The sequence below is a fragment of the Mesoflavibacter sp. SCSIO 43206 genome (genome assembly GCF_019904215.1).
Classification (GTDB): domain Bacteria; phylum Bacteroidota; class Bacteroidia; order Flavobacteriales; family Flavobacteriaceae; genus Mesoflavibacter; species Mesoflavibacter zeaxanthinifaciens.
In genome coordinates this window covers 2147782-2162246 of record NZ_CP063201.1, presented here as the reverse complement: position 1 = coordinate 2162246, position 14465 = coordinate 2147782, and the positions used below count along the sequence as shown (strand labels likewise).

Annotated in this window: 12 protein-coding genes; 3 read left to right on the top strand and 9 right to left on the bottom strand. The window is 32.3% G+C overall.

From position 1 onward, the window contains the following. Positions 1 to 9: 9 nt before the first annotated feature. From INR78_RS09910 to INR78_RS09880, 7 genes are all read right to left on the bottom strand, one after another. A complete protein-coding gene (locus INR78_RS09910) occupies positions 10 to 651 on the bottom strand; it encodes an acetyltransferase (RefSeq protein ID WP_223076389.1) in 642 nt (213 codons plus the stop codon). Continuing rightward, a complete protein-coding gene (locus INR78_RS09905) occupies positions 651 to 1724 on the bottom strand; it encodes a DegT/DnrJ/EryC1/StrS aminotransferase family protein (protein WP_223076388.1) in 1074 nt (357 codons plus the stop codon). The genes INR78_RS09910 and INR78_RS09905 overlap by 1 nt, the downstream gene beginning before the upstream one ends. Further along, positions 1721 to 2371, bottom strand: coding sequence for a sulfotransferase (locus INR78_RS09900; protein ID WP_223076387.1), 651 nt, complete (start codon positions 2369 to 2371; stop codon positions 1721 to 1723). Before INR78_RS09900 ends, INR78_RS09905 begins: the two co-directional genes overlap by 4 nt. After that, on the bottom strand, positions 2372 to 3187 hold the full coding sequence (locus tag INR78_RS09895; RefSeq protein WP_223076386.1) for a sulfotransferase domain-containing protein: 816 nt from the start codon (positions 3185 to 3187) through the stop codon (positions 2372 to 2374). A 5-nt stretch (positions 3188 to 3192) separates the two neighbouring features. Continuing rightward, on the bottom strand, positions 3193 to 4422 hold the full coding sequence (locus INR78_RS09890; protein WP_223076385.1) for an ABC transporter ATP-binding protein: 1230 nt from the start codon (positions 4420 to 4422) through the stop codon (positions 3193 to 3195). 158 nt (positions 4423 to 4580) lie between these two features. After that, positions 4581 to 5423 (bottom strand): ABC transporter permease, encoded by an 843-nt coding sequence (locus INR78_RS09885; protein WP_223076384.1) that lies wholly within the window; start codon positions 5421 to 5423, stop codon positions 4581 to 4583. Between the two features lie 180 nt (positions 5424 to 5603). After that, entirely contained in the window at positions 5604 to 5813 is a 210-nt protein-coding gene (locus INR78_RS09880; protein ID WP_223076383.1) for a hypothetical protein, read from the bottom strand. 642 nt (positions 5814 to 6455) lie between these two features. Between INR78_RS09880 and INR78_RS09875 the strand changes: the two genes are divergently transcribed. Beyond that, positions 6456 to 6632, top strand: a complete 177-nt coding sequence (locus tag INR78_RS09875) for a hypothetical protein (protein WP_223076382.1) — start codon at positions 6456 to 6458, stop codon at positions 6630 to 6632. A gap of 644 nt (positions 6633 to 7276) precedes the next feature. Then, complete coding sequence (locus INR78_RS09870; protein WP_223076381.1) at positions 7277 to 8026, top strand: hypothetical protein; 750 nt, start codon at positions 7277 to 7279, stop codon at positions 8024 to 8026. A 656-nt stretch (positions 8027 to 8682) separates the two neighbouring features. On the opposite strand, the gene INR78_RS09865 is transcribed toward INR78_RS09870, so the two are convergent. Then, positions 8683 to 11139: an exopolysaccharide transport family protein gene (locus tag INR78_RS09865; RefSeq protein ID WP_223076380.1), complete on the bottom strand. Its 2457-nt coding sequence runs from the start codon at positions 11137 to 11139 to the stop codon at positions 8683 to 8685. A 1-nt stretch (position 11140) separates the two neighbouring features. Then, a complete protein-coding gene (locus INR78_RS09860) occupies positions 11141 to 11941 on the bottom strand; it encodes a polysaccharide biosynthesis/export family protein (RefSeq protein WP_106679473.1) in 801 nt (266 codons plus the stop codon). A gap of 423 nt (positions 11942 to 12364) precedes the next feature. Between INR78_RS09860 and INR78_RS09855 the strand changes: the two genes are divergently transcribed. After that, a complete protein-coding gene (locus INR78_RS09855) occupies positions 12365 to 14227 on the top strand; it encodes an ABC-F family ATP-binding cassette domain-containing protein (RefSeq protein ID WP_223076379.1) in 1863 nt (620 codons plus the stop codon). Positions 14228 to 14465 lie beyond the last annotated feature (238 nt).

The following is a 14465-nucleotide window of genomic DNA, read 5'->3' as shown; positions in this document are numbered from 1 at the left end:
TTACCATAATTATCCTTGTTTTATAATTTTTCCTGGCACACCTACTACGGTACAATTATCAGGTATATTCTTAGTTACTACAGTACCTGCACCAATAATTACATTATTACCTATAGTTATGTCTGGAATAACAATAGAATTAGTTCCTAAAACAGTAAAATCTCCTATTTTGCATCTCCCTGAGATATTAACATTTGGTGAAATCTCAACAAAATCACCAATGTAGCAATCGTGTCCAATAGTAGTTTTTAAATTTATCAAAACACCTTTACCAACAACTATACTATTTGTAATTACTGTACCTGACATTATAGATGTTCCTTCTCCTATTTTTACATCAAAACTTCCTATTTCTGTATTATTAGAAAATATGGTTTTAGGCACTCCTCCTAAATTAATAAAATGTTCGTACATCTTAAATCTAGACTTGGGGTCACCCAAACCTAAAACAAAAGAATTATCATTAGTTTTTAAAAAAAAATCTTTTGCTTCTTTATCTGATTTTAAAATTTGAAATCTATCAAATAACTTATCTGGCAAATCATCATTTACATTATCATAAAAAGCTATAGATTTATCATCATAGTTCATATCTACTGATATCACTTGTAATATCTCTTTAGCAAAACCTCTAGCTCCTACAATTATCATTATAAATTTTCTATTATTAGTTTACAAATTAATGCTAATTCATCTTGTGTTAAACCCACATATAAAGGTAGACATAAAACTTTGGAGGCAACTAACTCCGAGTTTTCCATGGTTACATATTCTAAAAACGGCAATTTATTTAAAGATGGATAAAAATAGCGTCTTGGATAAATATTATGAACATTTAATACTTTTTCAACTTTAAGCAAAGTAGCTTCACTATCTAAAACTACAGGATAATAGCTAAAATTCCAATTGGTTTTAGGTCTTATTTTTAAGGTACTTAGATTCTGATTTTTAAATGCCTCATTATAAAAATCTATAACTTTTTTCCTTTCATCGAAAATCTTATTTAAGTATGGTAATAAGGACAAACCCATTGCTCCTTGTAATTCGCTCATTTTTGCATTAATACCTAAACCAAAAAAACTTAATGGACCATCATGTCCAAAGTTATGATGATAGTATAAGCTATTATATAAATCTTCATCATTACAAAACAAAGCTCCTCCTTCTCCTGTATGAAATAATTTAGTGGAGTGAAAACTACATGTACTTACATCACCGTAATTAAAAATAGATTGTTCTTTATAGGTCACTCCAAAGCAGTGTGCTGCGTCATAAATTACTTTTAAATTATATTTTTTAGCAATAATTTCAATTTCGTCAATAGCGCAAGGGTTACCAAAAACATGAGTAGCCAAAATAGCAGTAGTTTTATCAGTTATTGCGGCTTCTATTTTTGTCTCATCAATAGTTAAATACTCAGGAAGTATATCAACAAAAACGGGTGTACATCCCTCCCAAAAAATACTACTGGTGGTTGCAACATAACTAAACGGTGTAGTTATAATTTCACCTTTTAAATTTAAAGCTTTAATAGCTATTTGTAATGGCAATGTACCATTGGTCATTGCTATCATTTGGTTAACACCTAAATAAGATTTAAGTTGCTGTTCTAATTCTTTAACCAAAACACCACGGTTAGTCATCCATCCTGAATCCCAAGCGCGTTTTAAAATGTCTTGATACTCTTCTTGTGGCGGTAAAAATGTTTTGGTAACGTTTATCATTTAATCTCAGTAGTTTTATTTTCCCAAGGAAACCTTTTGTGTATAGGCTCTTTATTTAAAAAATTAGCTAGTCTAATATAGTCATCATCATTGGATACATTAATAACTAACAATTTATCAGGACGACTTCTAAAATACTCAATTACAGAATAGATGTGATTACTATAGTAATCTAAAAGAACTTCTTTATTATAAGGTTCTTTATTAGGCGTATTAAACATGTATTGATTAATATCAAAAGCGTAACCTTTATATCGGTAATTAGCATTCTTCAGGTCTTGTATCGTCGGTGTTTCTTTACCATTAGCCCATAACTTAGAATGAAATTTTGTTATGGATTTATACCATTGTTCTGGTGTATCTCGTACAGTTAAAATAAATTTAGATTCTTTAAAATACTGATCTAAAACCATATAGGTATATGGCAATGAAAAGGGTATATCTTGAAAAGCATCAGCTGTTTTACAAAACTTAATGATTTCATTAAAATCTCTGTTAAACCAATCTTTTGCTAACAATTCTGCTTTAGGTTGATTACCCAGCTTGTAGCCGTAATCTTTCAATACGGTCTCTATAGTAGTGGTACCAGTTTTATTTAAACCTATACAGAATATTTTCTCTTTATTTTTTTTATTAAATATATGCATTTAACTAACCCAACTTAGTTTTGTGTCAATCAACTCTTCTAATCCTTCATTTTTAATTTTGTAATGAGACGATAATATTTTCTTAGATATTTCATCTATTGGCTCAGAATATTCACGTTTGTGTTTTTCGCTTAAATCTAATTCTTTTAAATCTATAATTTTTAATCCTAAAAATTTAAAAACTTTCTTTAACGTATCCTTCCTATTATTCAATAATTCTGATGTGTCTATAAACAAGAATTGATTTTTATCAAAATACTTAAAATAATTTTCAATCTGCTCTTTATAATAACCTCTTCTTACTATTGATGGTTCTATAATATCTTTCTGCTCTAATTTACTTAAATTGATTTCAAAATTAATCCAATCATAAAAATTTGGAAAGTCTCCTTCAATGAAATATGTACTAAGCTTTTCCTTAGGACATTCTTTTTCATTTTCTATAAAAAAAGTTTTTAACGAAGGCTGTTTCACCATTTGCTTATACATATTCCAAGCACTGTAAGCTCTTTCTACAGGGTCACGTAAAACCACTATAAACTTTAATTTAGGATTATAATCATTTAATTTTTTGGCTGTGTCTGGAAAATACAAGTATCTTGGGGTAGACTCAAAAGTTGTTTTACGTGTAAACTTTTTAAAAGGAAAATTTAAATGGTAGTCTTTTATATCCTTTTTAACACACGAATCAAAAAAGTGTAATTCCTTTTCTTTAGGAGACAACACATCGGGATGTTGCTCAATATAATCATGTAAAGCAGTGGTACCTGTTTTCTGTGCTCCTAAGATCATAAACGTAGGCTTTACGTGTCCCAAAAATGTCATAATTTAACCTTATTATTTGAATATTCAGATTGAAGCAAAAATGGTTGCCATACATTCATTTCATGATTGATTTGAAAAGCCATAATATTATTGATTCTTAGTAAAGGAGAACCTTTTTTACTTTCAATAGACAAGTTTAATGAGTATACTCCTTTTGATAATTGAATATTCTTATGTGATACGTTAAAAGAAAGTATTGTGTCAATAATTTCCAAATTATTAATTTTACAATTAGGTTCTAATAGTGCTACAGGCCTTAATTCTTTATCAAAAACAGTGAATTTAAATATAGGAATTTCTTCTTCCCTTAACTTAACTCTAACAGAAAGATTTAAATCATTGTTCCAAGACAACTGATATATTCCATCAAATTGTTTTGTATTTGGCATAGTAATAGCTTCCAAAGCAATACTATTATCATCATAAACAATATTACTTTCATTATTAGCAAACCTTGTATAATATAAATCAATTGCACTACTAATATCTGAACCATTAAATTTAGACATGCCTTTATCCATTAAAATAATATGTGTACAAATACGTGATACCATTGGCATATTATGACTAACAAAAATAACTGCTGTATTAGGTAAAATATGATCAATAGTCTTAAAACATTTTAATACAAAACCTAAATCTCCCACAGCTAACACCTCATCAATAATTAGTACATCTGGTTCTAATTGTGAGGCTACTGCAAAACCTAAACGTACTTTCATCCCGCTACTGTAGTGCTGTACGGGCATATCTATAAACTCTTCCAACTCGGCAAAAGCAATAATGGCGTCTAGCTTTTGGTCAATCTCCTGTCGGGTAAAACCCAAGATAGCACCATTATTATAAATATTTTCTCTACCAGATAATATTGGGTTAAATCCTGCGCCTAGTTCTATCAATGCACCTACTCTACCTTTAATAGTTACTTTACCCGCATCTGGATTAATTAAACCATTTAGTATTTTTAGTAAAGTAGATTTACCTGCACCGTTATGACCTATTAAGCCCAAACACTCACCACGTCGTAACTCAAAATTAATATCTTTAACTGCCCAAAACTCTTTAGGGCGTAACATACGCTCATTAGTGCTACCACCAATACCAGTCATTAAATCTTTAACACCATACCACAAGCTAGTCTTTAGGTCTTTACAAAACTTTTTGCTTAAGCCTTCTACCTTTACTAATACCTCTTTATCGGTCTGTATGTTTTGTTCTGGGTTCATCAACCTTTTTTATCTTTTATTTTTTTATACCTCCAAAGTCATTTCGAGTGTCACACTGAGCGTCACATTGAGCCTGTCGAAATGCAAAGTCGAAGTGCAGCGAGAAATCACATAAGCAACTAACTACTAACTACTTATTACTCATTACTCATTACTAACTACGCACTCAATCGCTCCACAATAATCGGTATAGATAATCTATAAAAAGCCAATCCAATTAATAATAAAGGCACACAACAGGCTATTACAATCATAAACTGAAAGCTATAATTAGACACTGTACCTACTATAAAATCTCTAGTGGTTAAAATGATTGAGGTTAGTGGGTTATACGTCATTAAAGTTTTAAGTAAACCATCTTCTTTTGGCAATGCATACACCACAGGGGTAGCATACATTAAAAACTGCAACCCAAAAGACACAATTTTATTAATATCGGTGTATAATAAGCCTATAGGAGTAATAAACAAACCTATAGTTGTACCTACTAAAACAGCGCCTATAACAGCTACAGGTACCAATATCAAAGTCCAATGTAATCCTACTCCATAAAACAACACAAAAACTAGCAATAATAGTAATTTGATAGAACTATTAAATAATAGTTTATAGATACCAGAAACAATCAAAGCTTCTTTAGGAAAATTAATCTTGGTTAAGATGCCTCGTGCACTATTAGTGCTTTGCATTGGCGAGTTTATAGATTCGGTAATGATAGACCATATTAAAGTACCAGAAAAAGCATATAACGGATAAGGCATACCGGTATCTGTCAATTTAACAGTTCCACTTTTATTTAAAACAATCCAAACTATCGCAGTCGCTAAAGGCGTAAAAAATGCCCAAAATAAACCTAAGTAAGATTGACGGTATTGGGCTTTAATATCACGCTCTGCCAATTGTCTTGACAAAAAACGTGACGCATAAATATCTTTTAAACTCGCAGAAAACAGCTTAAAAAGACTTAGGGTATTGTTTTTTTGATAAACTTTGGTTTCCAAAGGATACTCTTTTTTTGTTAGCGCAAGTAAACCAACTATTAAAAATGCATTTACCTTACAAACACAAATAAACGATTTTTTTGGTGTTTTAACGCAAAAAAACAACCTTTTATAGAAGAAAATCATAAAAATAAAAAAGGGAGACTTTAAAAGTCACCCTTTTTTAAAATGTAAAAACATTTAAGCAGATTGATCCTTAATACCATTAACCGTATTAAACACCTCTTCATAAGACAAATCCATATAGTCACAAAATAAACGTATACTAATAGGTTGATGCTTCTTTTTATCATAAGCATCTTTAATAGATTTAATTAATTTCTGTGAATAAGATTCACTTTTGCCCATTAAAAACATAACATCATTAGATGTAATTATGATGCGGTTCATATTTGTATATTCGTTAAAATCGGTCAATTGTTGTATTTGCAATTTAACACATATAACCCATTAAAAAATAACAAATTACATTAGTTTTCCCACACAATTATCAACAATTACTCACCCATTATCATTATTAGCCTAAACAAACATTCAAAACACAATAATTGTACACAAAACCTAAAAACAGAATTAAAATTCAATAAAAAATAAACTCACAAAGCACTTCGAAAGCAATGTACGGAGCGAACCCGAAGTAAAGCATGACTAAGAAATAAAAATCATTCCCTAGTCATTTCTAGCAAAGCGAGAAATCACACAAGAAGCTCTTCTAATTAAATCCACAAATCAACACAACATGTCATTGCGAGGACAAAGGACGAAGCAATCCCACAATCCAACAATCTAGCAATCTAGCAATCTAGCAATCTAGCAATCTAATAATCTACAGATCATCACTTCGAGTGATTTACAAAGCATGAGTAAATCGTATCGAGAAGCATCTCCAAGTCATTTCGAAGAAGGCACGACTGAGAAATCACACAAGTAACTCATCAACAAATCCACAAACAACACAACAAGTCTTTGCGAGGACGCAGGACGAAGCAATCTTACAATCTACAGACCGTCACTTCGAGTGATTTACGAAGCATGAGTAAATCGTATCGAGAAGCATCTCCAAGTCATTTCGAAGAAGGCACGACTGAGAAATCACACAAGCAACTCGTAAACAAATCCACAAACAACACAACAAGTCTTTGCGAGAACAAAGGACGAAGCAATCCAACAATCTACAGACCGTCACTTCGAGTGATTTACAAAGCATGAGCAAATCGTATCGAGAAGCATCCTCAAGTCATTTCGAAGAAGGCACGACTGAGAAATCACACAAGTAACTCATCAACAAATCCACAAACAACACAACAAGTCTTTGCGAGAACAAAGGACGAAGCAATCCAACAATCTACAAACCGTCACTTCGAGTGATTTACGAAGCATGAGTAAATTATATCGAGAAGAAACAAATAACCAAATCAACAAATAAACACAAAACGTTACTGCGAGGACGCAGAACCAAGCAATCTCACAATCTAACAATCGAGCAAGCAACCACCACACAACCCTATACCAAAGCCCACTCAAAGCCCACCCAAAGGTATACCTGTGTTAAAAAAACAGAAACCCTAAAACGACACAAAAAACAGCAAAAAACGTAAAAAACGGACAAAAACAGCATTTTTAACAACGTTCAACAAAAAACAACCATAACAATAAAAAACAAAATACAAGTTCCAATCCCATAGTACATTGCCATCTCAAAGCCAAAATAGAACGATGTAGGAGCTCATACATTTTACTATCAAAGCTTAATAATTATAACGTACCCAATGTAAAAAGGTACATAACATATTTAATATGTATAATTTTAATAACGTGCTAAATGAAAATAAGCACATAAAAACAATTAGCAGATGGCAAAATTATCAAGCCTATTAAAAATTGAAGGAACCCTAGATGGGATGACCTTCTACAAAGGAAAAGACGGATATTTAGTCCGCACAAAAGGAGGAATCTCTAAAAGCAGAATCCAAAACGATCCCGCGTTTATTAGAACCCGAGAAAACGGAACCGAATTTGGTCACGTAGCTAAAAGCGGTAAGGTATTAAGACAAGCTTTAACACCTCTATTAGCAGATGTCAAAGACGGTAGATTAGTCAGTCGATTAACAAAAACACTATCTTTAGTTAAAAATGCAGATACAACATCCACCAGAGGAAACAGAAATGTTGGTATAGGCATAGCAACTCCTGAAGGGCAAAATGCAATAAAAGCATTCGACTTCAATCAAAATGCACAACTAGATAGCATTCTGTTAACCGACTTAACACTTGACACTGCTACAGGTGGCGTTTTAATTAGTAACCTAAACCCGTTACAACAAATCAATGCACCGTCTGGAGCCACACATGTAAGTTTTACTGCTGCAGTACTAAACCTTGATTTCCAAACAGGAGAAAAAGAATTAGTTATGAGTACCGAGATTAACAATCCATTAAATAGCACAATAGTAGATATTAATCCAATACCTGCAAGTGTACCAACAGGCACAGGACAAACCTATTTCTTATTAAAACTAGCCTTTTATCAAGAAATCAATAGTATGCAATATGCCTTAAACAATGGAGCTTACAACGTCATGCAAATCTTAGAGATTCAGTAGTACAACAACTACACAGACAAAAAAGAGGAAGCAATACTTCCTCTTTTTTTTATTTCAACATTTTAAACCACTTGTCATTGCGAGGACGCAGAACGAAGCAATCTCATAATCCAACAATCCAACAATCCCTTTGTCATTTCGAAGAAGGCACGACTGAGAAATCTCATACGAGTAATGAGTAATGAGTAATGAGTAATGAGTAATGAGTAAAAAATATCAAATAATCCAACAATCTAACAATCGAGCAATCTAACAATCTAACAATCTACAGACCATCACTTCGAGTGATTTACGAAGCATGAGTAAATCGTATCGAGAAGCATCTCCAAGTCATTTCGAAGAAGGCACGACTGAGAAACCAAACAAGCAACTCATCAACAAATCCACCAATAAACACAACATGTCATTGCGAGGACGCAGGACGAAGCAATCCAACAATCTACAAACCGTCACTTCGAGTGATTTACGAAGCAAAAGTAAATTGTATCGAGAAGCATCTCCAAGTCATTTCGAAGAAGGCACGACTGAGAAACCAAACAAGCAACTCATCAACTAACCAACAAATCAACACAAAACATCATTCAAAACAAAGCAAACAATCTAAAATTCGAAGCATCGAGTAATCGAGCAATCTAACAATCGAATAATCTAAAAATCTACTTTCTAAAAATCCTTTTCATTCTATCCAGCAAAGATGCTTTCTTAGGTCCATTATCATGATACCCATTACCATAAGCACCATAACCGTAACCATAGCCATATCCGTATCCATAACCATAACCGTATGTCCCTTTTTGATTAAAGTAATTGTATAAGAAACTAATATTCTTCACCTCTCCTTTTTGGTGTTTATCTTTAATCAGTTGTAACATATCTTTTTTAGTGTAATCCTGACGCACAACATATAAGGTAGCATCTGCATATTCTATAAGTTCTAGCGCATCTGCAACTAGACCAACAGGAGGCGTGTCTAGTATAATATAATCATACTTAGATTTAAGTTCTTCGATAAGCGCATCCATTTTTTCACCAATCAATAACTCCGAAGGATTAGGTGGTATCGGTCCAGAGGTAATAACATCCAAATCTTCCATCATAGTCTTTTGGGTAACTTCCTCTAAAGACATCTGACCAATCAAGTAATTAACCGCACCAATGTTATTATCAATGTCAAAATCTCCAAATATTTTAGGCTTACGCAAATCTAAACCTACCAACACAGTTTTCTTACCACTAAGAGCAAATACAGAAGCAATATTAATAGAACAAAAAGTTTTACCTTCTCCGCTAATAGAAGAAGTAAGCATCACTGTTTTTGTACCTTCTACATCGTGTTTTTTGTACATAAACTGTAAGCTAGAACGTACAGCTCTAAACGCTTCAGCTATAGCAGATTTTGGTTTATTAAGTACAGCTAAGTTATTTTCACTTTCATTTTTACCAACTACACCTAGTAAAGGGATTTTAGTTAAGTCTTTTAAATCGTTTGGACTATGTAACTTATGATCAAAAAACGTCACTAAAAAAGCAATGATTAGTATAGGGATTAAAGCACCTAAAACAGCAAAAACATATCGTATGTTTAAGTTTCTAGTCACTCTACCCTGACCCGTATCTTTAGCTGGTTCTAGCAAGTTAATATCAGATACATTAGAAGCTTTAACCAATTCGGCTTCACCACGTTTTGCTAAGTACAAATTATAAGTATTTTGACTTAACAAATACTCGCGCTCTATGGCTTGTAGTTGCTGCTGACTTTTTGGTAAAGTAGAAAACTCGCGCTCTACATTATAAATCTTGTTATTTATTGATTGAATTTGATACCTGATATTAGTTTTTGCTGAAGAAATACTTTCAAACATCACCTTTTTTAAGCCATCAATTTGACGGTTCAAATCATCAAAAATGGACACATTATCTCGTACAGAATATTCTAATTTAGATTTTTCTGATGAAATTTGTATCATTTGAGAAATTAACCCTTGTATATTCCCATCACTAATACCTTCAATAACTGGCGCAGGAAAACTAGTAAAATCATCACTAGTTTCTAAATAGTTTTTCAGCAAGTCGTAAGACATTAGCTGCTTTTCGTAACTTTCCTTTTGCGTCTCATAATTAGTAATTTTACTAGATAGTTCACCCGTTTCGTTTTCTAGATTATATAGCTTATTATCACGTTTAAACTCATTTAAAGAGTCTGCCTTTTTTGTTAAATCACCTTTAACCCTAGCCAACTGTTTATCAATAAAATTAATAGTATTAACCGCATACTGATTTTTCTTTTCTAGCTGATCACGATCTAATATGTATATAGAGGTGTTTAAATAGTCAACTATTTTAGCCTTATTTTTATTGGTTAACCTAATACTAAGCAAAGGTGAACGCTCTTCATTAACGACAACATAAGATCTTAAAAAGCCTGAGACTGTACTATTAAAATTAGTATATTTAATAAAATAGGTTTTACCTGCAGGTACACTAAAATCTTCACGTAATTCAATACTTCCCTTTAAAAAAGGTAAATTAATATACTCGCCTATTTGATAGCGTTTTTTTAATGTTGGTTGAGTTACTGGCAAACGTTTCACTTCTTTACTCACAAAATTCTGAGTTGCAATAGTTTCTACTTCACCAAAATCGTAAGATAAATCAAAAGAAGTAGCATCAACAAACTCTACCTTAATAGAATGTCCTAAAACCTGATATGCGCTATCTAATCCAACAAATTTAAAAGGAACACTGCCGTACATATCCGTTTTATAAAAACGACCCTGAGTCAAATAACTTAAATATAAATCTAAACTATCTACGACCTTTTCATGATGTTCTCTAGATTTTAAGTTAAGAAGTACTTCTTGTACTTTACCAGAAATACCACCATAATTAAAAATTAAACTTGTATTAGAAGTAAATAACGGATTTTTATCATCTTGCACCGTAATTTTAGCGTCTAATGTATAAGGAAATTCTTCTCTTATATTTTGTTGATATACAATATAGACTCCAACAATTAAAGCCAACAAAAACCACTTCCAATAACTTAAAGCTCTAAAAACAAAAGCTTTAAAATCAAACATTTGCACATCTTGCTCTTGGACTTGATTTTCCATATTATAAATTTCTTGCTAAAAAGTAAGTACTAACTAATACCGAAAAGATACTTGCTACCGTAGTTATGGTTTGTGTTGCGGTTTGACCTGCTCCTAAAGCCTTTCGTTTTAAAGGTTTAACCATAATAATATCATTAGGCTGTATATAATAAAACTCAGATTCCATTGCAGCTATATCGGTCAAATCTATATGATGTATTTTTTGTCCATCAGGATACTGCCTAACAATTAGTACATCTTTACGATCTCCTGTTTGTGCAATATCACCTGCATTAGCAACCGCCTCAAGTATATTAACGCGTTCTCTATATAATACTTGTGTCCCTTTATTACCAATTTCACCAAGCGTGGTATATCTTAAACCTGCTAGTTTTACGGTCACAAAGATTTGCGCTGTTTCTTTAAAATACTTCTCTAGCAACAAATCCTTCACCTTATCTTCAATTTCTTCTACAGTGTATCCTAACACGTTAATCTCTCCTAATATTGGAAATTCGATATTACCATGTAAATCCACAGTAAAACCATTAAAGTAAAGACCTTGTTCAGACTGCCCAATATTACCTCCAGCATTAGTATTAGTTGGATTAAAAATCTTTACCAATTCTTCATCTAAAGCTTTTACGTTAATACTTAAAATATCATCTATCTGCACGCGGTAAGGTTGTGCTAACGCTTTAATCTGCAAAGAATCATTAGCTATTGTCCCTTTGTTTTGTAAGTAAACAACGTCTTTATTTGTGATACAAGAAGAACTAAAAAGAACTAAAACAAGCAGTAAACAAGCAATAAGTGGCTTCATATAGAGGCATTTGATAAGTGACAAATATAGTTTTTCAACCTGAAAAATAAAACTTTTACCGAAGATTTCAACCGCTTAACTGTTTTACTAAAATTACAAATTAACAATTGTAAATTAATTATTGATAAACATCTCAAACAATCCAATAATCAAACTATTGTCACTTCAAGTCATAACGAAACATAAGTAAACCATATCAAGAAGTAACTCCAAGTCATTTCGATGGAGGCACGACTGAGAAATCTCATATGAGTAATGAGTAAAAATTCTCAAATAATCTAACAATCCAATAATCGAGCTATCGTCACTTCGAGTGAGGCCGAAGCATAAGGCATTGTATCGAGAAGCAACAAAAAACCAAATCCACAAACTTTCGCCTTTCAACTTAAAACTAATATTCCCATCTTTGCAAAAAAGAACACTTTGAATTACTTAACTGTAGAAAATATTTCTAAATCCTATGGAGAGCGTACATTGTTTAAAGACCTCTCTTTTAGTGTACATAAGGATCAAAAAATTGCATTTGTAGCAAAAAATGGTACCGGAAAAACCTCCATTCTTAACATCCTAGCTGGTTTTGATGCTCCAGATACTGGTCAAATTATCTACCGTAAAGACATTAAAGTAGCATTTTTACCCCAAGAACCTAATCTAGATCCTAATTTAACTATAGAGCAAACTATATTTAATGCAGATAACCCTATATTAGACATTATTGCTAATTACGAAAAAGCTTTACAAAATCCAGAAGACACAGAAGCTTACCAAACAGCGTTTGAGCAAATGGAAAGGCATCAAGCTTGGGATTTTGAAACTCAATACAAGCAAATTCTTTTCTTGTTAAAACTAGACAACTTAGACCAAAAAGTAAATAACTTATCTGGTGGACAAAAAAAACGTCTAAGCTTAGCAAACGCATTAATTAATAAACCGGATTTATTAATCCTAGACGAGCCTACCAACCATCTTGATTTAGAAATGATTGAGTGGCTAGAAGGCTTCTTTGCTAAAGAAAACATCACCTTGTTTATGGTAACGCACGACCGTTATTTTTTAGAACGTGTCTGCAACGAAATAATAGAATTAGATCACGGAGAGCTTTACACCTATAAAGGCAACTATTCTTATTACTTAGAGAAAAAAGAAGAACGTATTTTAAGAGAACAAACCGAAGTTAATAAAGCAAAACAACTCTATAAAAAAGAGCTAGGTTGGATGCGTAGACAACCCAAAGCACGTACCACCAAATCTAAATCTAGAATAGACGACTTTGCCGAAATAAAACACAAAGCACACCAACGCCGTAAAGATCATGTTGTAGAGTTAGAGATAAACATGGAGCGCTTAGGTAGTAAGATTGTAGAGTTAGTAAAACTTTCAAAATCTTTTAAAGACAAGATCATTTTAGACCAATTTAGCTACAACTTTCAAAAAGGTGAGCGTGTTGGAATTATTGGTAAAAACGGAACAGGTAAATCCACATTTTTAAACATCCTTACGCAAACCGCACAACCCGATAGCGGTAAGATTATTATTGGAGAAACAGTTAAATTTGGATACTACACTCAAGCAGGAATTGATCCAAAAGAAGGACAAAAAGTAATTGATGTTGTTAGAGAATTTGGTGATTATATTCCACTAAAAAAAGGACGTCAAATTAGTGCGCAACAATTATTAGAACGTTTCTTGTTTGACCGTAAAAAACAATATGATTTTGTCGAAAAACTTAGTGGTGGCGAGCGTAAACGCCTATACTTATGTACCGTTTTAATTCAAAACCCTAACTTTTTAATCTTAGACGAGCCGACTAACGATTTAGATATAGTCACACTTAATGTCTTAGAAGACTTTCTATTAGATTTTCCTGGTTGTTTAATTGTAGTCTCTCACGACCGCTATTTTATGGATAAAATTGTAGACCATCTGTTAGTCTTTAAAGGTAAAGGTGAAATTGAAGATTTCCCTGGTAATTATACAGATTACCGCATTTATGAAGACAGTAAACCACCAGAAATAGCTTCTGAAGACAAAAAGGAAAAGAAAACTTGGAAAAAAGACAGCAATAGTAATCTGTCTTATAATGAACAAAAAGAATATAAAAACTTAGAAAGCAAGATTAAATCTTTAGAGTTTGATAAAAAAGAATTAGAACAACAATTCTTAAATCCTGACTTAACACAAGACCAAATCACAGAACTCTCTAACAAAATGCAAACGATTATAGATAGTATAGAAGAAAAAGAATTACGTTGGCTAGAACTTGCAGAAAAAATGGAAAACCAGTAAAACTAGTTATTAATAACTGATCACTGGTGATTGATAACTGATGACTATAAAAAAATCCTTTAGTCATTTCGAGCACCGCGAGAAATCACATAAAAAGCATAAAACTAGATGTACTCAGACCAAGGAAGAGTTAGCAGTTAGTAAACATCTTATAATCCAAAAATCTAATAGTCCAGTAATCTAAAAAATCGTCACTTCGAGTGATGCCGAAGCATGAGGCATTGTATCGAGAAGCTAA

Coding starts and splice junctions, on each gene's coding strand:
- INR78_RS09870 (WP_223076381.1), top strand. CDS start 7,277: ATGGCAAAATTATCAAGCCTATTAAAAATTGAAGGAACCCTAGATGGG.
- INR78_RS09905 (WP_223076388.1), bottom strand. CDS start 1,724: ATGATAAACGTTACCAAAACATTTTTACCGCCACAAGAAGAGTATCAA.
- INR78_RS09910 (WP_223076389.1), bottom strand. CDS start 651: ATGATAATTGTAGGAGCTAGAGGTTTTGCTAAAGAGATATTACAAGTG.
- INR78_RS09860 (WP_106679473.1), bottom strand. CDS start 11,941: ATGAAGCCACTTATTGCTTGTTTACTGCTTGTTTTAGTTCTTTTTAGT.
- INR78_RS09865 (WP_223076380.1), bottom strand. CDS start 11,139: ATGGAAAATCAAGTCCAAGAGCAAGATGTGCAAATGTTTGATTTTAAA.
- INR78_RS09880 (WP_223076383.1), bottom strand. CDS start 5,813: ATGAACCGCATCATAATTACATCTAATGATGTTATGTTTTTAATGGGC.
- INR78_RS09890 (WP_223076385.1), bottom strand. CDS start 4,422: ATGAACCCAGAACAAAACATACAGACCGATAAAGAGGTATTAGTAAAG.
- INR78_RS09900 (WP_223076387.1), bottom strand. CDS start 2,371: ATGCATATATTTAATAAAAAAAATAAAGAGAAAATATTCTGTATAGGT.
- INR78_RS09875 (WP_223076382.1), top strand. CDS start 6,456: ATGAGTAAATCGTATCGAGAAGCATCTCCAAGTCATTTCGAAGAAGGC.